At 70.4% G+C, this 20,604-nt stretch carries 15 protein-coding genes; 9 read left to right on the top strand and 6 right to left on the bottom strand.

Annotated features, from left to right (window positions below; translation table 11 throughout):
- The first annotated feature begins 336 nt into the window (after positions 1–336).
- The 9 genes from ngcE (at position 337) to AB0F29_RS13865 (ending at position 12,472) form a co-directional block, all read left to right on the top strand.
- Positions 337–1,782 carry an N-acetylglucosamine/diacetylchitobiose ABC transporter substrate-binding protein gene (gene ngcE / locus AB0F29_RS13905; protein ID WP_361871260.1) on the top strand — a complete coding sequence of 482 codons (1,446 nt, stop codon included), beginning with the start codon at positions 337–339 and terminating at the stop codon, positions 1,780–1,782.
- Positions 1,783–1,831: 49 nt separating this feature from the next.
- A complete protein-coding gene (locus AB0F29_RS13900) occupies positions 1,832–2,752 on the top strand; it encodes a sugar ABC transporter permease (protein ID WP_361871258.1) in 921 nt (306 codons plus the stop codon).
- A complete protein-coding gene (locus tag AB0F29_RS13895) occupies positions 2,752–3,702 on the top strand; it encodes a carbohydrate ABC transporter permease (RefSeq protein ID WP_361871255.1) in 951 nt (316 codons plus the stop codon). The genes AB0F29_RS13900 and AB0F29_RS13895 overlap by 1 nt, the downstream gene beginning before the upstream one ends.
- A 213-nt stretch (positions 3,703–3,915) precedes the next feature.
- Positions 3,916–5,115 (top strand): ROK family transcriptional regulator, encoded by a 1,200-nt coding sequence (locus AB0F29_RS13890; RefSeq protein ID WP_361871253.1) that lies wholly within the window; start codon positions 3,916–3,918, stop codon positions 5,113–5,115.
- Between the two features lie 120 nt (positions 5,116–5,235).
- Positions 5,236–6,348 carry a sugar ABC transporter substrate-binding protein gene (locus tag AB0F29_RS13885; protein WP_361871250.1) on the top strand — a complete coding sequence of 371 codons (1,113 nt, stop codon included), beginning with the start codon at positions 5,236–5,238 and terminating at the stop codon, positions 6,346–6,348.
- Between the two features lie 280 nt (positions 6,349–6,628).
- Positions 6,629–7,417 carry an ATP-binding cassette domain-containing protein gene (locus tag AB0F29_RS13880; protein ID WP_361871247.1) on the top strand — a complete coding sequence of 263 codons (789 nt, stop codon included), beginning with the start codon at positions 6,629–6,631 and terminating at the stop codon, positions 7,415–7,417.
- Complete coding sequence (locus tag AB0F29_RS13875) at positions 7,414–8,727, top strand: sugar ABC transporter permease (RefSeq protein WP_361871245.1); 1,314 nt, start codon at positions 7,414–7,416, stop codon at positions 8,725–8,727. The genes AB0F29_RS13880 and AB0F29_RS13875 overlap by 4 nt, the downstream gene beginning before the upstream one ends.
- A gap of 163 nt (positions 8,728–8,890) precedes the next feature.
- Entirely contained in the window at positions 8,891–10,804 is a 1,914-nt protein-coding gene (gene dxs, locus AB0F29_RS13870) for a 1-deoxy-D-xylulose-5-phosphate synthase (RefSeq protein WP_361871243.1), read from the top strand.
- Positions 10,805–11,005: 201 nt separating this feature from the next.
- Complete coding sequence (locus tag AB0F29_RS13865) at positions 11,006–12,472, top strand: amino acid permease (protein WP_361871240.1); 1,467 nt, start codon at positions 11,006–11,008, stop codon at positions 12,470–12,472.
- Between the two features lie 21 nt (positions 12,473–12,493).
- Here AB0F29_RS13865 and AB0F29_RS13860 read toward each other — a convergent pair whose 3' ends face one another.
- From AB0F29_RS13860 to AB0F29_RS13835, 6 genes are read right to left on the bottom strand one after another with little or no spacing between them, the layout of a single operon-like run.
- A complete protein-coding gene (locus tag AB0F29_RS13860; protein ID WP_361871238.1) occupies positions 12,494–14,644 on the bottom strand; it encodes a prolyl oligopeptidase family serine peptidase in 2,151 nt (716 codons plus the stop codon).
- A complete protein-coding gene (locus AB0F29_RS13855) occupies positions 14,641–16,086 on the bottom strand; it encodes an MFS transporter (protein WP_361871236.1) in 1,446 nt (481 codons plus the stop codon). The genes AB0F29_RS13860 and AB0F29_RS13855 overlap by 4 nt, the downstream gene beginning before the upstream one ends.
- Entirely contained in the window at positions 16,071–17,030 is a 960-nt protein-coding gene (locus tag AB0F29_RS13850) for a hypothetical protein (RefSeq protein ID WP_361871233.1), read from the bottom strand. Before AB0F29_RS13850 ends, AB0F29_RS13855 begins: the two co-directional genes overlap by 16 nt.
- Before the next feature lie 2 nt (positions 17,031–17,032).
- On the bottom strand, positions 17,033–18,223 hold the full coding sequence (locus tag AB0F29_RS13845) for a radical SAM protein (protein WP_361871230.1): 1,191 nt from the start codon (positions 18,221–18,223) through the stop codon (positions 17,033–17,035).
- Positions 18,220–19,212 carry a hypothetical protein gene (locus AB0F29_RS13840; protein WP_361871228.1) on the bottom strand — a complete coding sequence of 331 codons (993 nt, stop codon included), beginning with the start codon at positions 19,210–19,212 and terminating at the stop codon, positions 18,220–18,222. The genes AB0F29_RS13845 and AB0F29_RS13840 overlap by 4 nt, the downstream gene beginning before the upstream one ends.
- Positions 19,187–20,383, bottom strand: coding sequence for a glycosyltransferase (locus AB0F29_RS13835; RefSeq protein ID WP_361871225.1), 1,197 nt, complete (start codon positions 20,381–20,383; stop codon positions 19,187–19,189). The genes AB0F29_RS13840 and AB0F29_RS13835 overlap by 26 nt, the downstream gene beginning before the upstream one ends.
- Between the last annotated feature and the right edge of the window lie 221 nt (positions 20,384–20,604).

The following is a 20,604-nucleotide window of genomic DNA, read 5'->3' as shown; positions in this document are numbered from 1 at the left end:
GTGAGGTCTCAACTCGGGAAAGACTGCCGCCCAAACCTGCGTTCGATCTTGCTCAGTTGGCGACAAGTGGACTATACCTGTCGGCACCTGCACGGCCGCTTTCACGCGGACGTGCGCGCGGGGGAAACAGGGACGGTTGCGAGGACGCCAGGGGTGTCCTCGCTGTACGGTCTCCCGACATCCCCACTGCACCGGCCCGTCCGGTACATCTGCATATCTGCATATCCGCATGACCCAAGCGCAACTGACCGCGGTGGCGGGGCCCTTCGCCTGAGGCGAATTCTCGACGGGTGACCGGTACACCGCCTGAGTCCTGGAGAAGGCGAGGACTTGAGCATGGGATCCACCTCCGCCCACAACAATGAGGGCCTTGGCCGTCGCGATCTGATCAAGCGTTCTGCCGCACTCGGCCTGATCGCTGTTCCGACGATGAGCTTCCTGTCCGCCTGCGCGAGCGGCGACAGCAGCAGCGACGACAAGGTCGAAAAGGGCGAAAAGACCGAGAAGAACCCGCTGGCCGTCAACGGCAGCGCACCGCTGGAGATCGTCATCTTCGACGGTGGCTTCGGCACCAAGTACGCCGAGGACGCCAAGGCCGTCTACGAGAAGACCTATCCCGAAGCGAAGGTCAAGTTCTCCGCGACGCAGAAGATCCAGTCGGTTCTTCAGCCGCGGTTCAACGGTGGTACCCCGCCGGACCTGATCGACAACTCCGGTGCCCAGCAGATGGACATGGGCGTCCTGGTCGGCAAGAAGCAGCTCACCGACCTGACCCCGCTGCTCGACGCCCCCTCCATCGACGACCCCGCCAAGAAGGTCCGCGACACCCTGCGGCCGGGCATCATCGAGATGGGCCAGTTCGACGGCGACCCGGTCTGGATCATGTACTACGCGTACACGGTCTACGGCGTCTGGTACTCGCAGACCGCGCTGGAGAAGCTCGACTCCGCGTACCCGGAGACCTGGGACGAGATGCTCGCGCTCTGCAAGAAGGCGAAGAAGCAGGGCATCGCCGGCTGGACCTACCCCGGCAAGCACCCCTACTACATCCCCTTCTCGCTGTACCCCTTCATCGGCAAGATCGGCGGCGTCGAGGTCCTCGACGCGATCGACAACCTGGAGCCGAAGGCCTGGGAGCACCCCGCGGTCAAGGCGGCCTTCGAGGCGTACTACGAGCTCGTCGCCAACGACTACATCCTGGAGGGCACCCCCGGCCTGGACCACCGCGGCTCCCAGGGTGCGTGGGCCCGCGGCAAGGCGCTGTTCATCCCGAACGGCTCCTGGGTCGAGAACGAGGAAGCGGCGATCATCCCCAAGGACTTCAAGCTGTCCGTGGGCGCTCCCTCCAGCCTCGACGCCTCGGACAAGCTGCCCTTCGGCACCCTCTGGGCGTCCGGCGGCGAGCCGTTCATCGTCCCGAGCAAGGCGAAGAACCCCGAGGGCGGCATGGAGCAGCTGCGCATCATGCTCAGCGAGGCCTCCTCCAAGTCCTTCACCACCAGCACCAAGTCGCTCTCCGCCTTCAACGGCGGCACGGACGGCATCGAGCTGTCCGACGGCCTGAAGTCCGGTGTCGCCGCGCTGGAGAAGGCCGGCACCAACGTGGTCAACCCGCGCCTGCAGGACTGGTACGTGAAGCTCCAGAAGGAGCAGATCGGCGTCGCCGCGATCGGCGAGATGATGGCCGGCCGCGCCAAGCCGGCCGAGACCATCAAGAAGATCCAGGCCTTCGCCGACGCGACCGCCAAGGACCAGTCCATCAAGCACTTCAAGCACCAGTGACCACGCGTCACCAGCGGCGGGCAGCACGGGAAGGTCGGAGTCGGTAACGATGCAACACGGTAAATACCGGTTCATAATCGGGTTCTTGGTGGTCCCGATGGCGTTGTACGTCATCTTCGTCATCTGGCCCTTCATCCAGTCCATCTACTACTCGTTCACGGACTGGACGGGGTTGAGCCCCGACTTCAAGATGGTCGGGTTCGACAACTACACCAAGATGCTCGATGACGACATCTTCTGGAAATCGCTGCAGCACAGCGTGCTGCTGGCCGTGCTGCTGCCGCTGGTGACGCTGGGGCTCGCGCTCTTCTTCGCCTTCATGCTCAACGTGGGCGGGCGGCGCCGCAAGGGCGCCGCCATCGCCGGCGTACGGGGCTCGGGCTTCTACAAGATCGCGTACTTCTTCCCGCAGGTGCTCTCGATCGCGATCGTGGCCATCCTGTTCCAGTTCGCCTTCGACCCGGCCCAGGGCATGATCAACGGCACGCTCAAGGCCGTCGGCTTCGACGACGTGCCGAACTGGCTGGGCGATCCGCAGCTGGCCCTCTGGGTCATCATGGCGGTCCTCGTCTGGTGCACGACCGGCTTCTTCGTGGTGCTGTTCTCCGCGGGCATGGCCTCCATCCCCAAGGACTTCTACGAAGCCGCCCTGCTGGACGGGGCAAGCCGCTTCACGACCTTCTTTCGGATCACGCTGCCCCTGCTGTGGGACACGGTCCAGTCCGGCTGGGTCTACATGGGCATCCTGGCGCTCGGGGCCGAGGGCTTCGCGATCGTCCACATCATGAGCGTCGGTCCCGGCGGGCCCGACTACTCGACCACCGTCCTGCCGCTGTACGTGTACCAGTCGGCGTTCCGTGACGGACAGGCGGGCTACGCGACCACGATCGGTGTCGCCCTGCTCCTCGTGACGCTGGCGTTCGCCGCCATCGTCATGCGGGTGGGCCGGCGCGAGCGGCTGGAGTTCTGATGAAGACCACTGACACCCCTCCTCCCGGGCCCTCCGGGTCCCCCTCCGACGCCGAAGCGGCGAAGGTTCCGGCCCAGCGCAGCGGGCCGGTGGGCAAGGGCTCGCCGGCCCCCGTGAAGAAGAGCGAGGGCCAGGTCCTCAACGTCTTCTCGCACGGGATGCTGATCCTGTGGGCGATCATGGTCGTCCTGCCGCTGTTCTGGGCGGTGATGTCCTCGTTCAAGAGTGACTCGGACATCTTCAACACCCCTTGGTCGCTTCCCAGTTCGCTGAACTTCGACGCCTGGGGCCGGGCCTGGAGCCAGGCCCACATGAGCGAGTACTTCCTGAACACCATCCTGGTGGTGGGCGGGTCGCTCACCGGCACCCTGGTCCTCGGGTCCATGGCCGCCTATGTGCTCGCCCGCTTCGAGTTCCCGGGCAACCGGTTCATCTACTTCTTGTTCGTCGGCGGCATGAGCTTCCCGATCATGCTGGCGCTTGTCCCGCTGTTCTACGTCATGGACAACATGGGGCTGCTGAACACGATCCACGGCCTGATCCTCGTGTACATCGCGTACTCGCTGCCGTTCACCGTGTTCTTCCTGACCTCGTTCTTCCGTACGCTGCCGACCTCGGTGGCGGAAGCGTCGATCATCGACGGGGCCTCGCACACCCGCACGTTCTTCCAGGTCATGCTGCCGATGGCCAAGCCCGGCCTGATCAGCGTCGGCATCTTCAACTTCCTGGGGCAGTGGAACCAGTACATGCTGCCCACGGTGCTGAACACCGACCCGGAGAAGCGGGTACTGGCCCAGGGCCTGGTGGAGCTGGCCTCCAGCCAGGGCTACAAGGGCGACTACTCCGGCCTCTTCGCCGGCCTGGTGATCGCGATGCTGCCCGTGCTGGCGGCGTACATCATCTTCCAGCGCCAGGTCGTCTCCGGCCTGACGGCGGGCGCCCTGAAGTAGCCCGCGACGCGCGTACGGCCCGGTGCCCCGGCGGAATCCCTCCGCCGGGGCACCGGGCCGTTGTGGGTGTGCGCGTGCTCAGGTCTTGACGGGAGGCACCCCCAAACGGTCAGCTTGGAGTTCACATGTTGGAGGAAGCCGGGGTCTCATCGCTGCGGCCCCGGCCGGGGCGGTCTTCAGGACCGCCCGCCAAGGGCAGGAGTGGATGAGTCGATGGAGACTCCCGGGTCGCAGACATCGCTGCACAGGGCCAATCTGGAGCGGGTCGTACGCGCCGTACGGATGGCAGGATCGCTCACCCAGGCGGAGATCGCCCGGAGCACCGGGCTCTCCGCGGCCACCGTCTCCAATATCGTCCGGGAGCTGAAGGACGGCGGAACGGTCGAGGTCACCCCCACCTCGGCGGGCGGCCGGCGGGCCCGCAGCGTCTCCCTCAGCGGTGACGCCGGCATCGTCATCGGCGTCGACTTCGGCCATACGCATCTGCGCGTCGCCGTCGGCAACCTCGCCCACCAGGTGCTCGCCGAGGAGTCCGAGCCGCTGGATGTGGACGCCTCGTCCGCCGAGGGCTTCGACCGGGCGGAAGTGCTGGTCAAGCGGCTGATCGCGGCCACGGGGATCGCCCCGGACAAGGTGATCGGCATCGGTCTCGGCGTGCCGGGCCCCATCGACGTCGAGTCCGGCACCCTGGGCTCCACCTCGATCCTGCCGGGCTGGACGGGCATCAACCCCAGCCAGGAGCTCTCCGGCCGCCTCGGCGTGCCCGTGTACGTCGACAACGACGCCAATCTCGGGGCGCTGGGCGAGCTGGTCTGGGGGAGCGGGCGGGGCGTCAAGGACCTGGCGTACATCAAGGTGGCCAGCGGCGTCGGCGCCGGTCTGGTGATCGACGGGACCATCTACCGGGGCCCCGGCGGCACGGCCGGCGAGATCGGGCACATCACGCTCGACGAGTCGGGCCCGGTGTGCCGCTGCGGCAACCGCGGCTGCCTGGAGACCTTCACGGCCGCCCGCTACGTCCTGCCGCTGCTCCAGCCCAGCCACGGCCCCGGGCTCACGATGGAACGGGTGGTCCAGCTCGCCCGGGAGGGCGATCCGGGGTGCCGACGGGTGATCGGCGACGTGGGCCGCCACATAGGCAGCGGCGTGGCCAACCTGTGCAATCTGCTCAACCCCAGCCGTGTCGTGCTCGGCGGCTCGCTGGCGGAGGCCGGGGAGCTGGTGCTGGGGCCCATACGGGACTCCGTGTCGCGTTACGCGATCCCCAGCGCCGCCCGGCAGCTCTCGGTACTGCCCGGCGCGCTCGGAGGGCGCGCCGAAGTCCTGGGCGCACTCGCCCTGGTGCTCAGCGAGATGGGGGATTCAACCCTTTTGGAGGGCACCCTCCCCGCAGCGACTCCTGCCTTCACTTAGATAACGAATGGCACCGTTGTCATCTCGTTAAGGATTTACTCCTTGACGCTGACGCTGGGGCCGAGTTGACTTCCAGCCACCTCGGCCGCAACGTCGCGGCCTCGTCAGGGAGGTTCGAGAATGAACACGCGTATGCGTCGTGCCGCCGTTGCCGTTGCCGCCACCACGATGGCGGTCTCGCTGGCCGCTTGCGGGAGCGCCAAGGAGTCCGGTGACAAGGCCGAACAGGGCTCGGAGAAGAAGGGCGACGACCTGAAGATAGGTCTGCTCCTTCCCGAGAACCAGACGGCCCGTTACGAGAAGTTCGACCGGCCGATCATCGAGAAGAAGATCAGCGAGTTGACCGGCGGCAAGGCCGAGGTCACCTACAACAACGCCAAGCAGGACGCGACCACCCAGTCGCAGCAGATCGACACGATGATCACCAACAAGGTCGACGCGCTCATCATCGGCGCGGTGGACGCCAAGGCGATCGAGAACAGCGTCAAGAAGGCCAAGGACGCGGGCATCCCGGTCGTCGCCTTCGACCGCCTCGCCGAGGGCCCCATCGACGCCTACACCTCCTTCGACAACGAGGAGGTCGGCCGCGCGCAGGGCACCGCCCTGCTGGAGGCCCTGGGCGACAAGGCCGACGGCGGCACGATCGTGATGATGAACGGCGCGATCACCGACCCGAACGCCGCCCTCTTCAAGAAGGGCGCCAAGTCGGTCCTCGACGGCAAGGTGAAGTACGGCAAGGAGTACGACACCAAGGAGTGGAAGCCGGAGAACGCCAACGCCAACATGGAAGCGGCGATCACCGCGCTGGGCAAGGACAAGATCGACGGCGTCTACTCCGCCAACGACGGCATGGCGGGCGGCATCATCACCGCCCTCAAGGGCGCCGGTCTCTCGCCGCTCCCGCCGGTCACCGGCCAGGACGCCGAGCTGGCGGGCGTGCAGCGCATCGTCTCCGGTGAGCAGTTCATGAGCGTCTACAAGTCCTACCCCGCCGAGGGCATCGTCGCCGCGGAGATGGCCGTCGCCCTCGCCAAGGGCGAGAAGCTCGACTCCATCGCCACCTCCAAGGTCGACAACGCCAGCCAGAAGGGCATCCCGACGGTCCTCGTCCCGGTCGTCTCGCTGACCAAGGACAACATCAAGGACACCGTCATCAAGGACGGCATCTGGACGCTGGACGAGATCTGCTCGGCCAAGTACAAGGCCGCCTGCGACACGATCGGTCTCAAGTAGCCACCCGGGACCCGGCCCGCCCCCGAGCCGCCGGGCCCCGCCCGCCGCTACGCCCGCCGCGATCCCGCGCGGGCGCCGGCGGCCCCACCGCCCGCGCACGTGCCCGCCGCGCCCCGGCCCGCACGCGCGCCACGAAGCCTGTCCGGCGCCCCGCACACCAACCGTCCCGCTACCGGGCGGGGCGTCGGACGGAACGCTTCACCCCGCTTTTGTCTCTGTGCTCGACACCGCCGCGCCTTCCCCCGGGCGCGGCATCCCCGCCGGTCAGGCGGCGAAGGAGATGGTTCATGTGTCCGCTACGCCCGTGTTGGCGTTGCGAGGGGTCTCCAAGCGCTTCGGTGCCGTCCAGGTACTCACCGATGTAGAGCTTGAGGTCCACGCCGGTGAGGTGGTCGCCCTGGTGGGCGACAACGGCGCCGGTAAATCAACGCTGGTCAAGACGATCGCCGGAGTGCACCCCATCGATGACGGGGTCATCGAGTGGGAGGGCAGGACCGTGCGGATCGACAAGCCGCACGACGCCCAGAACCTCGGCGTCGCGACCGTCTACCAAGACCTCGCGCTGTGCGACAACATCGATGTCGTCGGCAACCTCTACCTCGGCCGGGAGCTGCGCAGGTTCGGCATCCTGGACGAGGTGGAGATGGAGCGCCGCTCCCGCGAGCTGCTGTCCACGCTCTCCATCCGCATCCCGAGCGTCCGCATCCCGATCGCCTCGCTCTCCGGCGGTCAGCGCCAGACCGTGGCCATCGCCCGGTCGATGCTCGGCGAGCCCCGGCTCGTCATCCTCGACGAGCCGACCGCCGCCCTCGGCGTCGAGCAGACCGCCCAGGTCCTCGACCTCGTCGAGCGACTGCGCGAACGCGGCCACGCGGTCATCCTCATCAGCCACAACATGGCCGATGTGAAGGCCGTCGCCGACAAGGTCGCCGTGCTCCGGCTGGGCCGGAACAACGGTGTCTTCGATGTGAAGACCACCTCCCAGGAAGAGATCATCTCCGCCATCACCGGCGCCACGGAAAACGCCGTGACCCGACGTGCGGCGCGCAACGCGGAGGTTTCCAAGTGACCACCGACAAGTCCGCCACCTCGCTGGACAAGGCCGGAACCCCGGCCGACGCGCCGCCGGTCGGCAACCCGGACGCGGCCGAGGGCGCCGCCACGGTGATCGACCCCCGCCTGCTCATCCGCGAGCAGGGCCTCGGCGGCTACGTCACCGAGTTCAAGCGCAAGATCAGCGGCGGCGACCTGGGCTCGATCCCGGTGATCGTCGGCCTCGCGATTATCGCCATCGTCTTCCAGAGCATGAACTCCGAGTTCCTCTCCGCGAAGAACATCAGCGACATCGCCACCACGATGGTCGCCACCGGCATGATGGCCGTGGGCATCATCTTCGTCCTGCTGCTCGGCGAGATCGACCTCTCGGTCGGCTCCGTCTCCGGTGTCTCCGGCGCCCTCGTCGCGGTGCTCAGCGTCACCCAGGGCATGAACGAGTGGCTGGCGATCCTCGTCGCCATCGTCAGCGGCGCGGTGATGGGCGCGATCCACGGCTTCTTCTTCGCCCGGGTCGGGGCGCCCGCCTTCGCCGTCACCCTGGCGGGCCTGCTGTTCTGGCTCGGCTTCATGCTCCAGCTGCTCGGCGACTCCGGCACGATCAACCTGGACGGCGACGGGGTGGTCGGCAAGCTGACCACGTACTACTTCACCGACGTCGCCGCCGCCTACGGGCTCGCCGCCATCGCGGTCGTCGGTTACTTCGCCGCGGCCTTCCTGGACACCCGCCGCCGCGAGGCGGCCGGCATCCCGGCCCGCCCGCTCGCCGACATCCTCGTGCGCACCGCGGTCATCGGCGTGTTCGGCTTCGCCGCCGCGTACATGTTCAACCAGTACCGCGGCCTGCCGCTCGCCCTGGTCCTCTTCCTGATCGTCCTGGTCGGCACGGACTTCCTGCTCCGCCGCACGGCCTACGGGCGGAAGATCTTCGCGCTCGGCGGCAGCGTCGAGGCCTCCCGGCGCGCCGGCATCAACGTCACCGCGATCCGGATCTCCGTCTTCTCCATCGCGGGGACCTTCGCGGCGATCGGCGGCCTGTTCTGGGCCTCCAAGATCGCGGCGGCCAACCAGGGATCCGGCACCGGCGACCTCCTGATGAACGTCATCGCGGCGGCCGTCATCGGCGGCACCAGCCTCTTCGGCGGCCGGGGACGCACCTGGAACGCGCTGCTCGGCGTCATGGTGATCGTCTCCATCCAGTACGGCCTGTCGCTGGAGGGCATCGCCACCCCGATCCAGTACATGGTCACGGGAGCCGTGCTTCTCGCCACGGTCGTCATCGACTCCGTCACCCGGAGGACCCAGAAGACCGCGGGCCGCGCCTGACCGCACAACCGCGCAGGTGCCCGGTGCCCCCAGGGGCGCCGGGCACCCGCGCGTGTCCGGCATTCCGTGTTCGAACAGGGCCGCCCGATGCCCGCCGCCGCGAGCGGAACATTAGACTCATCGGATCGGCACGCTCGATCAGCTCAAACGCAAGGAGGCACGGGTGGATCTGCTGACCCGCATCAAGGGACCGCGCGACCTGGACCGGCTCAGCCTCGGTGAGCTGGACCAGCTCGCGGAGGAGATCCGCACCTTCCTCGTGGACGCGGTGTCCAAGACCGGCGGACACCTCGGCCCCAACCTCGGCGTCGTCGAGCTCACCATCGCCCTGCACCGGGTCTTCGAATCACCACGGGACAGGGTGCTCTGGGACACCGGCCACCAGAGCTACGTGCACAAGCTGCTCACCGGCCGCCAGGACTTCTCCCGGCTCAAGAGCAAGGGCGGCCTCTCCGGCTACCCCTCCCGTGCCGAGTCCGACCACGACGTCATCGAGAACAGCCACGCCTCCGGGGTCCTCGGCTGGGCCGACGGCCTCGCCAAGGCCAACGAGGTCCTGAAGAAGGACGACCACGTCGTCGCGGTCATCGGCGACGGCGCGCTCACCGGCGGTATGGCCTGGGAGGCGCTGAACAACATCGCCGCCGCCAAGGACCGCCCCCTCGTCATCGTCGTCAACGACAACGAGCGCTCCTACGCCCCGACCATCGGCGGACTGGCCAACCACCTCGCCACCCTCCGTACGACCGACGGCTACGAACGGTTCCTGGCCCGCGGCAAGGACATCCTGGAGCGCACCCCGGTCGTCGGCCGCCCGCTGTACGAGACCCTGCACGGCGCCAAGAAGGGCCTCAAGGACTTCATCGCCCCACAGGGCATGTTCGAGGACCTCGGCCTGAAGTACGTCGGCCCGATCGACGGCCACGACATCGAGGCCCTGGAATCCGCGCTCCAGCGCGCCAAGCGCTTCCGCGGCCCGGTCATCGTGCACTGTCTCACCGAGAAGGGCCGCGGCTACACCCCCGCCCTCCAGGACGAGGCCGACCGTTTCCACGCGGTGGGCAAGATCCACCCGGACACCGGGCTGCCGATCGCCACCTCCGGCCTCGACTGGACCTCCGTCTTCGGCGAGGAGATGGTCAAGCTCGGCCATGAGCGCGAGGACATCGTCGCGATCACCGCGGCCATGCTCCAGCCGGTCGGCCTCGGCAAGTTCGAGGCCGCCTTTCCGGACCGGATCTACGACGTCGGCATCGCCGAGCAGCACGGCGCGGCCTCCGCGGCCGGCCTCGCCACCGGCGGACTCCACCCGGTCTTCGCGGTCTACGCCACCTTCCTCAACCGCGCCTTCGACCAGGTCCTGATGGACGTCGCCCTGCACAAGTGCGGTGTGACCTTCGTCCTGGACCGGGCCGGCATCACCGGCACGGACGGCGCCTCGCACAACGGCATGTGGGACATGTCGATCCTCCAGTGCGTGCCCACGCTCCGGATCGCCGCTCCGCGCGACGCCGACCAGGTCCGCGCCCAGCTGCGCGAGGCCGTCGCCGTCGACGACGCGCCCACCGTGGTCCGCTTCTCCAAGGGCGCGGTCGGCCCCGCCGTCAAGGCGGTCGGCAGGGTCGGCGGCATGGACGTCCTGCGCGAGCCGAAGGCCGACCGCCCGGACGTCCTGATCGTCTCGGTCGGCGCACTCGCCCCGATGTGCCTGGAGATCGCCGACCTGCTGGACGCCCAGGGCATCTCCAGCACCGTCGTCGACCCCCGCTGGGTCAAGCCCGTCGACGAGGCGCTCGCCCCGCTCGCCGAGCGCCACCGCGTCGTCGTCACGGTCGAGGACAACAGCCGCGCCGGAGGCGTCGGCTCCGCCGTCGCCCAGGCCCTGCGCGACGCCGGCGTCGACGTACCCCTGCGCGACTTCGGCATCCCGCCGGTCTTCCTCGACCACGCCTCGCGCGGCGAGGTCATGGCCGAGATCGGCCTGACCGCGCCGGACATCGCCCGGCAGGTCACCGGCCTGGTCGCCAAGCTCGACGGCCGCTTCGAGAGCCGCGCGGTGGAGCCCGCCCGCGACTGACGCGCGAACCCGCGAACACCGCTCCGTACGGCCGATGGGCCGGGAGAACCGCCCCTGTACGGGTGGTTCTCCCGGCCCATTCGCATGAAACGGGCCAGATGGCGCGTTCGCGTCCGGCGGGGTCCCCATCATGGCGTTCACAACGAATGCGTGGAGGTATCGCAGGTGAGCGCGCAGGTCACACCACCCCGCGGAAACGGCATGTTCCGCACCAAGTCCGTCGAGCAGTCGATCCTGGACACCGAGGAGCCGGAACACGCGCTCAAGAAGTCCCTCTCCGCCCTGGACCTCACGGTCTTCGGCGTCGGCGTCATCATCGGCACCGGCATCTTCGTCCTCACCGGACAGGTCGCCAAGGAGACGGCGGGCCCCGCCACCGCCATCGCGTTCGCCGTGGCGGGCGTCGTCTGCGCGCTGGCCGCGCTCTGCTACGCCGAGTTCGCCTCCACCGTCCCGGTGGCCGGCTCCGCCTACACCTTCGCCTACGCCGCGCTGGGCGAACTGGTGGCCTGGATCATCGGCTGGGACCTGGTGCTGGAGTTCGCGCTGGGCACCGCTGTGGTCGCCGTCGGCTGGTCCGGCTACGTCCGCTCACTGATGGACAACGTCGACTGGACGATGCCCGAAGTCCTTTCGGGCACGGACGTGGCGGAAGGTTTCGGCTTCGACATCCTGGCCTTCGCCCTGGTGCTGGTCCTGACCGTCATCCTGGTCGTCGGCATGAAGCTGTCCGCCCGGGTCACCTCGGTCGTGGTGGCGATCAAGGTCGCGGTGGTCCTCATGGTGATCATCGCGGGAGCCTTCTTCATCAAGGCCGAGAACTACAAGCCCTTCATCCCGCCGGCCGAGAAGCAGCCCGCCGGCTCGGGCTGGGACGCGCCGCTCGTGCAACTGCTGTTCGGCTACGAACCCACGAACTTCGGCGTGATGGGCATCTTCACCGCCGCCTCCATCGTCTTCTTCGCCTTCATCGGCTTCGACGTGGTGGCCACCGCCGCCGAGGAGACCAAGCTGCCCCAGCGCGACATGCCGCGCGGCATTCTCGGCTCCCTCATCATCTGCACGGTTCTCTACGTGGCGGTCTCCATCGTGGTCACCGGCATGCAGCACTACAGCGAACTCTCCGTCAGCGCCCCGCTCGCCGACGCCTTCAAGGCGACCGGGCACCCCTTCTACGCCGGGCTGATCAGCTTCGGCGCGGCGGTCGGTCTCACCACGGTCTGCATGATCCTCCTGCTCGGCCAGACCCGGGTCTTCTTCGCGATGAGCCGCGACGGCCTGCTCCCGCGCTTCTTCTCCAAGACGCACCCGCGCTTCCGCACGCCCTACCGCCCGACGATCCTGCTCGGCGTGCTGATCGCGATCATCGCCGGGTTCACGAGCATCGAGGAGCTGGCCACCCTGGTGAACATCGGCACGCTCTTCGCGTTCGTCATCGTCGCCCTCGGCGTTCTGGTCCTGCGCCGCACCCAGCCGAACCTGCCCCGCGCGTTCCGTACCCCTTGGGTGCCGGTGCTCCCGATCGCCTCGGTGGCCGCGTCGGTCTGGCTGATGCTCAACCTGCCGGTGGAGACCTGGGTCCGCTTCGGCGCCTGGATGGTCCTCGGCGTGATCGTCTACTTCGTGTACGGGCGCTCCCACAGCCGCATGGCCAAGGAGGGCCACTGACGTTTGTGCCGGGCCGGGTCCTCACGGAGTGGCCCCGGCCGGCGCCGGCAGCCCCACCTGCCCGGCCAGGAACGCCAGGCACTCGGCCTCCAGCGCCATCACGCGCGAGACGGCGCGGGCGCCGTGCCCGACGCCGCGTTCCAGCCGCAGCAGGACCGGCCCTGCCCCGGACGTGGCGTGTTGCAGGGCGGCGCACATCTTGCGCGCGTGGAGCGGGTCGGTCCGGGTGTCACCGTCCGAGGCGGCCAGCAGCACCGCCGGGTAGCTGACGCCGGGCGTGACGCGGTGGTACGGGGAGTAGCTGAGCAGCGTCCGCGCCTGGGCGGGGTCGCGCACACTGCCGTACTCGGGCACCCAGCTGGGCCCCAGCCCCGACGCCTCGAAGCGGACCATGTCCAGGAGCGGGACGCGGCACACCGCGGCGGCGTACTTCTCGGGCTCCTGGGTCAGGGCCGCGCCGACCAGCAGCCCGCCGTTGGAGGAGCCCATGACGGCGACCCGGCCCTCCTCGGCCCAGCCGGCCGCCAGCAGGTGGTCGGAGGCGGCGGCGAAGTCGTCGAAGGTGTTCTGCTTGTTGGCCCCGCTGCCGGCGAGGTGCCATTCCTCGCCCTCCTCGCCGCCGCCGCGCAGCCCCGCCCAGGCGAAGACGCCGCCCGCCCTGACCCAGGCGAGGACCTGGGGCCGGTACCGGGGCGACATGATCTGGCCGAAGCCGCCGTATCCGGTGAGCAGGGCCGGGCGCGGCACGTCCGGGCGGCCGGTGGGGGAGATCACGAACATCCGTACCGTCGTCCCGTCCCGGGACGGGAAGGCGACCTGCCGGGTGATCGCCCCCTCGGCCTCGGGCGCGTGCCGGGCGCCGTGCTCCCAGCGCGTCGCGCGGCACGTCCGCCCGTCGAAGCGGAGGACGCGCGTCGGCGTCACGAAGTCGGTGTAGGTGAACCAGGCCTCGTGGCTGCCGGCCGGCCCGGACGCGAAGCCGCCGACGGTGCCGCTGCCCGGCAGCGGCACCGAGGCCACCTGCCTGCCGTCCGTCAGATCGTGCACGGTCACTTCCGCCACCGTGTGGCGGGTCCAGGCGGCCAGGCCGAGCGGGTGGTCGAGTTCGGGTCCCGAGACCACCGCGAAGTGGGTGAGGACCGCGTCGGGACGTCCCGCGACCACCTCCCGCCACGCCTCCGGGCCCCGGTGCAGCGCGTTCGGCGGACACGCTACGACGTGCCCGCGAGCGGCGCCGTGGTCGGTGCGCAGCCACACCGGGTCCCGCGGGCCGGTGCCGGGCGCCACGTGCAGATGGGTGGCGGCCGGGGCGTTCTCCTGGACGGGCACCAGCAGCGGCCGCTCCAGCGGTCCCGCGGTCAGGTCGGCCAGGTAGAGGTCGGTGCGGCGGCCGGTGCCGAGCGTGGCCCTGATCCCGAGCCAGCGGCCGTCGGCGGACCCGGAGACACTGTAGAACTGGGTCCTGTCCCGGCCCTCGCCGAAGACCAGGGCGTCCGTGCCGGGCGCGGTCCCGACCCGGTGCAGCCAGACCCGGCGGTGGTACTGCTCCTCGCCGGGGTTCAGCCGCGGGTCCAGCCGCCGGACGTAGTAGAACGCCTCGCCGCCGGGCAACCAGGCGACCGACGACCTCCGCACCCGGTCCACCGGCCCGTCGACGACCTTCCCGGTCGCCACGTCGATCACCTGGAGCCGCGAGTCCTCGGTGCCGTCCCGGGAGATCTGAAAGGCCAGCAGATCGCCCTCCAGGGACGGCTGCCAGGCGTCGAGCGCGGTGCGCCCGGAAGGATCGAGGAGCTGCGGGTCCAGCAGCACCCGCCCGGTTTCCGCCCCCGTGCCAGCCTCGGGCTCCGCCACCATGAGCACGGGATGCTCGTGGCCCGCGTCCTGCCGCAGCCAGAAGGTCCTGCCGCCGCGGACCCTGGGCGGTGCCGCGCGATCGACGGCGTTGAGCGCCGCCACCTCCGCCTCCCAGCGCTCCCGGCCGGGCCAGGACGCCCGCTCCGCCGCGTAGAGGGTCTCCTGCTCGGCGTCCCAGCGGATCACCTCGTCCGCCTTCGCGTCCTCCAGCCAGCGGTACGGGTCGGGGACGGGCACCCCGTGCACCTCGTCCACGACGTCCTGCCGGGCCGTGCGGGGGTACTCGTGCGGTGCCGGTCGGGCGGCGGAGGTCACTCGGTGCTCCCTCGTCGTGGTGGGGCGGTGCCTCGGACAGCGGCGGCGCGAGTGGCCGGCGCCTCGGCCGGTCCGGCGGGCGCACCGGGCGTTTCCTCCCCGGCCGGTCCTCCGCCGGGTCCGCCGTCCTCGGCCGTCCCGGGGTCGGGCAGGGCGCCGCGGGCGTAGAGGCCGGACAGCAGGATGCACAGCCCGGCCACGGCGATGATCGTGTCGATGGGGCCGAACCGCAGGCCCGCCACCGAGCCGTCGAAGTCCCGCAACAGGGTGCCGGCGAGCCAGCCGGACAGCGCCGCCGCGACCATCGCCGCCAGTTGGGTCATCGGCTGGAACACGGCGATCACCCGCCCGCGGTACTCGGCGGACGCCGCCGAGAGCAACAGCGGGGCCATCGCGGTGTTCAGCACGGTGAGGGGAATGGTGAACAGGACGAGCAGGACGATGCCACCGACGAACCCGGTCTGCCGGGAGTAGGCGACCAGCAGGGCGCCGCTCACCAGCAGGCTGACCCACGTCGTCCGCCGCGCCCCGATCCACTGCACCACCCGGCCGGCGCACAGCGCGCCGACGATGCCGCCCACCCCGATGGCCATGCCGACGTAGCCGAAGAGTTTGGCCGACATGCCCAGGTTCTCGGTCGTGAAGAAGATGTTGAGCGTGTTCAGCGCGCCGACCCCGAACTGGCCGATCACGGCGAAGACCAGCAGCGCGACCAGGAACTTGCTGCGCCCGAAGAAGCGGAGGCCCGCCACGAACTCCCGCAGCACGCCGGACCGGTGACCGGCGGCCTTCCCCGTGCCGCTCCCGTCGACCGGTGCCTTCTCGGCGGGGGCCACCCGGACCGAGGCGATGGCGACGTACGACACCAGGTAGGAGAGTGCGTTGAAGAGCATGGCCCACTGCACGCCCAGCGTGAAGAACAGCGGCGCCGCGAGCGGCGGGCCGACGATCAGCGCCGTCTGACTGGTCGCCTGCGTGATGCCGGCCGCCCTGGCGCGGTCGGCGTCCCCGGTCACCAGGTCCGCGATGATGGTGAAGCGGGCCGGTGCGAAGAACCGGGCGGCCGCGTGCAGGAGCAGCACGGTGCCGTAGACGAGAGTGAGCCACACCCCGGCCGGCAGTGCGTCGGCCGGCAGGAAGGAGACGACGGCCAGCAGGGCCACCAGCCCGCCCCGCAGCACTTCGGTACCGAGCATCGTGCGGCGTTTGTCCCAGCGGTCGACGAAGACGCCCGCGATCGGACCGACGACGAGCACGGCGGTGCCACCCGCCACCAGGACGCCGCTCACCGCTGCCGGGGCCCAGCTCTCGTCCTTCGCGAGCACGGTGGCCACCCACAGCATCAGGGTGGTGCTGAAGACCATGTCCCCGATGGACGAGACGGCCTGTCCGAACCAGAGCCGTGTGAAGTCGGGGCTGATGAGGGTCAGCCGTGGTGCCATGACGGCCTCCCCGAGGTGAGGACCAGTGTCATGAGGGCGGTCACCAGGGTCGTGTGATAGGCCTTCCGGAAGAATTCCCCGGCCGGCGCCGACGCGGACGCCATGAGTGCGGCCGACCGCCCGGGAATCGCCCCGTCGGACCGCTGGGCCCGCACCAGACACTCCACGGCCGCGGCCCCCGAAGGGGTGCGCAGCGGCTCAAGACCCAGGATGAACTGCGTGATGACGAGTTCGGCGGCCAGGTCCCACCGGTCCTGCCGGACGCAGTGGTCCAGCATCCTGCGGACCAGGTTCCGCGCGTGTGCCAGGGCGTCCCCGGTCAGACCGGTCGCGGTCCGCCCGTAGTCGCCGAGGAAGAACGCGGCGTGGGTGAGGGAGTACCCCTCGGAGTCGGTGAGCGGTGCCACGTCCCCCGCCGCCACGTCCTCCTTCTCCGCGCTCCCCGGCACCGGGGACGCCAGGGTGACGAGCGGGCTCTGCCCGACGAGTTCGGCGTACGGCTCCATGGTGTGGTCCGCACCCGCCTTGTCCGCGTAGAAGCGGATCTCCATGCGCTTGAGCGGCGACTTGCCGGCCGGAGCGAGGAAGCCGGGAGAGAGCCGCCCGAGCGTGGCCCGGCACACCGTGTCGTCGATCCCGTCGGGAGCCAGCGCGGCGTAGGCCAGTCCGTAGGTGGGGGCGGAAGGGGGGTGGGTGTCGAAGAGCCGCGGGAACCCCGGGCGCTGCCAGAGCTTGCGCAGCAGGGCGGTCGCCCCGTCCAGCCGCTCGTCGTGGGCTCCGCCGGCCCGCGCTGAGCAGTGGCACAGCAGCGCCAGTTCCAGTACGGCCTTGGCCTGCCGGTGCGCCGGCGTCCCCGCGTCGGCCGCGTACGGGTCGAAGTGGTCCAGGTTCGCTCCCAACCAGTCGAGTGTGCCGGCGGAGAGCTGGTCGAGAGATGACGGCATGGCTACAGGCGCTCCGTCTCGTCGAGGTAGTCGAGCAGGGTGGCGTCCACGTCGTCGCGGAACCGCATGAGGACGCGGGTGTCCTCGTCGTAGCGGTAGAGGTCCTCGCAGGAGATCCAGCGGTCGCGGGTCGCCTCCGCGGGCCGGTATCCGTCGGCCACCGTGCCGACCTCCCAGTCGGGTTTGCCCGCGGTCTCCCAGCAGCTGGCCAGGGTCCCGTCCGCGCTGATCACCGCGCCGTAGCGGCCTTCGGTGTGGCCGCAGGTGAGGCAGGGCCGTCGCGCGCCCGGACGGCTCACCCTGAAGCCGAGTTCCAGCGCCCGACGCTGCCACCGGGTGAAGTGGGCGGAGAGCTCGCCCGTGTGCAGCAGGTCGTTGGCGTATCCGATGCCCACGTCGCCGACCCGGGCGAAGTACAGGGCGCACCGGGAGGGGTCCAGTTCCGCCGCGAGCCGGTCGACGAGCGCGTCGACGCCGTCGAAGGTCTCCTGGGAGACGTTGACCCGCAGGGTCCACCGGATCGGCGTGACCTCGCTCGCCGCGACGATGTTGCGGACGATCTTGTCGTAAGTGCCGCCGTTGTCGGCCCTGTTGACCCGGATACGGTCATGGTCGGCGCGGTCGCCGTCGAAGGTGACCTGGACGGAGTCGAGCCCGAGGCCGGAGAGCTGCCGTGCGAGCCGCGGGCTGAGCAGTGTGGCGTTGGAGATCATCCAGGCCGACGTCATCCCGATGCCCGCGGCCCGCTCCAGCAGCTCCAGGCAGCCGCGCGGGTTGAGCAGGGGCTCTCCGCCGAACAGGAGGATCCGCAGCCTGTCCAGTTCGGCCGCGGCCATCTGCCGCTCGGTGAACCCGAGGATCGAGGTGATGGTCTCCGAGGTGAGTCGGGTCCGGGCGATCCTGGGCGGACGGCTGCCGTCCGTGGCGTCCTGGGCGGTGTTCTGGAAGCAGTATCCGCAGCCCAGGTTGCAGTTGGTGCTGGTGAGGACGGTCAGCGCGTACGAGCGGACCGGCGGGGCGGCGAACATGCCGCGCTCGCGCAGCCGGAGCTCCGTTCCGGGCCGCAGGTCCCCTTCGGGGGTGACGTGCCGGCCGCCGAGGCGGACGACCCCGCCCCGGCCGAGGAACCACCAGTTGCGCTTGCCCTCGAGGAGGCGCGCTCCGTCCGGGAGTTGGACCTGTTGCAGGCTCATCGCGTCCTCCGAGCTGTGGGTGATGCCGTGACCGGAACGGGGCGGGGGCGGCGGGCGTTGGCGAGCAGCAGCGTCGTCAGCGCCGTGACGAGCGTCGGCTGATAGGCCCACCGGAAGTACTGCTGAGGAGGGGCGGACGCCGGGGCCCGTCCCCGGGCCCTCTTGCCGGGTAGCGAACCGTCCGGCGACCGGGCCCCCGCGAGCATCCCGAGGGCCGCCGTCCCCGAAGGCGTTCGCAGCGGATCCGAGCCCAGGCAGTGCTGGGCGAGCAGCAGCTTGGCCGCGTACTCCCACGCGTCCTCGCGCACGCAGTGGTCGGTGAGCCGCTCCACCACGCGCGAGGCCCGCTCCCGGGCCTCCGCGTCCAGGCCGGTGTCGCGGAAGCCGTAGTCGGAGAGGTAGAACACGGTGTCCGTCACCTGGCAGACGTCCAGTTCGGCCACCGGCACGCCGTCGGCGCGCGCCAGTGCGCTGCATGCGTACAGCTCCTCGTACGAAGCCAGTCCGTGCCCGAGGCCCGCGAGTTCGGCGTAGAACCTGGTTCCCAGGTGGAGGTAGGGCGACTTGCGGCGTGGTGTCAGATAGCCGTCGGCGGACAGCCGGTCGAGCACACCGCGTCGGGCGTCGGTGACGGTCCCGGCCGGTGCCAACGCGGCCCATACCAGACCGAACGGCCTCGCACTGTCGGGGGAATGGGCGAGCAGGCGCGGGAAGTCCGGTCGGCGCCACGCGTGTTCCACGACCGAGAGCACCGGCTCCAGGGCGATGTCGTCCGGTGCGGCCTTCTGCCAGCAGCGGCAGAGCAGCGCGAGTTGCAGGAGGGCCTTCACCCTCGGCGTTACGGGCAGTTCGGCGCGGCCGGCCGAGGAGTCGAGACGGCCCGCGTGGAGCCCCAGCCACCGCCCCGTATCCGCTGCCAGGGCCGAGACGGTATCCCCGGCGGCGGCTGTCCCGCCGTCCGTGTCAGGGGCTGACGTTCGCGTAGTCATGGTCCTCCTTCGGGATCACGGAGTGCTGGGCCACCCGCTCGACGACATCGGCCGCCCGGGCTGCGCCGTCCACCGCGGCCAGCCTCCGGCCGAGGGCCCGGGCGCGGCCTCGCAGGGCCTCGTCCCGCCAGGCCGAGTCGAGCAGCGTCGGCCAGTTGGACGGCGCGGATTTCGGCAGGTGAACGCCCACGCCGGCGCGCATGCAGGCACCGGTGAGCAGCGGCTGCTCGGAGCCGTTGGGCGAGGCGGCGAGGGGGCGGCCGCGCAGCAGGGCGGCGAGTACGGGGGCTGAGGTGCCGCTGGTCAGCACCAGGTCGGCCAGGTCGATCAGCGGGCCCATCCACGGCTTGCGCACCGTCAGGATGTCCGCGTCCGGGGCGGGTTCGGGGCGCGGGGAGCGGCCCTGTTCGACCACGGCCTGGAACCGGCCGCCGGTGAAGGTCTCGTTGAGGTGGGGCCACCGGCTGCCGCCCTCGAACACGCGCCCGAGGTGCACGTACACCACGGGCTTCCCGGCCCGCGCCACCCGGTCCCTGACCGCGTCGACCTCGCCCGGTCCGGGCGTCGGCTCCCAGCGCAGCGGCCCCACGTGCACGACCCGGTCGGGCAGTTCAGCGCCGGGGTACTCCAGCGCCGGGTCGCCGCGCAGCAGAAGGGCGTCGCCCGGCAGCGGGTCGTCCCCCCACCGGGACCCACGTGCCGGCAGCCCGGCCTGCTCCCGCACGTCGGCGTACTGCTGACGCATCTCGCGGGTCCGGTTCCACCGTGGTCTGCCGAGCGGCGGCTCGTCGTCCCCGCCGGCCCGGTAGTCCCACAGGTGGACCGAGAGCCCGACCACCACCACGGGAAGGCCGAGCACTTCGGCCGCGAGCAGAGTGCCGTGGCACAGCACGGAGGTGATCAGCAGGTCGGCCCGGTCCGCGCGGGCGGCGCGCACGGTCGCCCGGTACTGCGCCATGGCGGAGCTTCCCCACCACGCGACGGAGAACGCGCGCCGTTCGCCGAAGTCCTCCGCCGCCGCGAACGGCAGGCCGGCGTCGGCCGCGACCGAGGCTGCGCCGGACCTGCCCAGCACGCTGACGTGATGGCCGCGCCGCCGGAGTTCACGACCGGCCGCGACCGTCGGGTAGAGGTAACCGCCGTCGCTGAGCGGACACAGCAGGATCCTCACGACACCCCCCGGCGGGGGCGCGCCGACCGGATGCCGGACGACGCGTGCGAAAGCGGAGCGGCCGGTGCCGGGAGTTCCCACACCGCGTGCGCCGGGGCGCGGTGCGGGCGCCGGAGCTGTGCCGGTAGGACGGCGGGGGTCACTCGGTGCTCCCTCGGGGCGTGGCGGGCGGTGGCGGTCCTGAACGGGCGGGCGGACCGGCAGGGGCGGGCGTGTGACGC

The organism is Streptomyces sp. NPDC026589 (assembly GCF_040638385.1).
Classification (GTDB): Bacteria; Actinomycetota; Actinomycetes; order Streptomycetales; family Streptomycetaceae; genus Streptomyces.
The sequence above is the reverse complement of the archived record's forward strand: the minus strand, read 5'-3'. Positions and strand labels throughout refer to the sequence as shown.

Bases quoted from the DNA above. Each gene is read 5' to 3' on its own strand.
- AB0F29_RS13885 (WP_361871250.1), top strand. From the start codon at position 5,236: ATGAACACGCGTATGCGTCGTGCCGCCGTTGCCGTTGCCGCCACCACG.
- AB0F29_RS13855 (WP_361871236.1), bottom strand. From the start codon at position 16,086: ATGGCACCACGGCTGACCCTCATCAGCCCCGACTTCACACGGCTCTGG.
- AB0F29_RS13880 (WP_361871247.1), top strand. From the start codon at position 6,629: ATGGTTCATGTGTCCGCTACGCCCGTGTTGGCGTTGCGAGGGGTCTCC.
- AB0F29_RS13865 (WP_361871240.1), top strand. From the start codon at position 11,006: ATGTTCCGCACCAAGTCCGTCGAGCAGTCGATCCTGGACACCGAGGAG.
- ngcE (WP_361871260.1), top strand. From the start codon at position 337: ATGGGATCCACCTCCGCCCACAACAATGAGGGCCTTGGCCGTCGCGAT.
- AB0F29_RS13900 (WP_361871258.1), top strand. From the start codon at position 1,832: ATGCAACACGGTAAATACCGGTTCATAATCGGGTTCTTGGTGGTCCCG.
- AB0F29_RS13840 (WP_361871228.1), bottom strand. From the start codon at position 19,212: ATGACTACGCGAACGTCAGCCCCTGACACGGACGGCGGGACAGCCGCC.
- AB0F29_RS13850 (WP_361871233.1), bottom strand. From the start codon at position 17,030: ATGCCGTCATCTCTCGACCAGCTCTCCGCCGGCACACTCGACTGGTTG.
- AB0F29_RS13845 (WP_361871230.1), bottom strand. From the start codon at position 18,223: ATGAGCCTGCAACAGGTCCAACTCCCGGACGGAGCGCGCCTCCTCGAG.
- AB0F29_RS13895 (WP_361871255.1), top strand. From the start codon at position 2,752: ATGAAGACCACTGACACCCCTCCTCCCGGGCCCTCCGGGTCCCCCTCC.
- AB0F29_RS13890 (WP_361871253.1), top strand. From the start codon at position 3,916: ATGGAGACTCCCGGGTCGCAGACATCGCTGCACAGGGCCAATCTGGAG.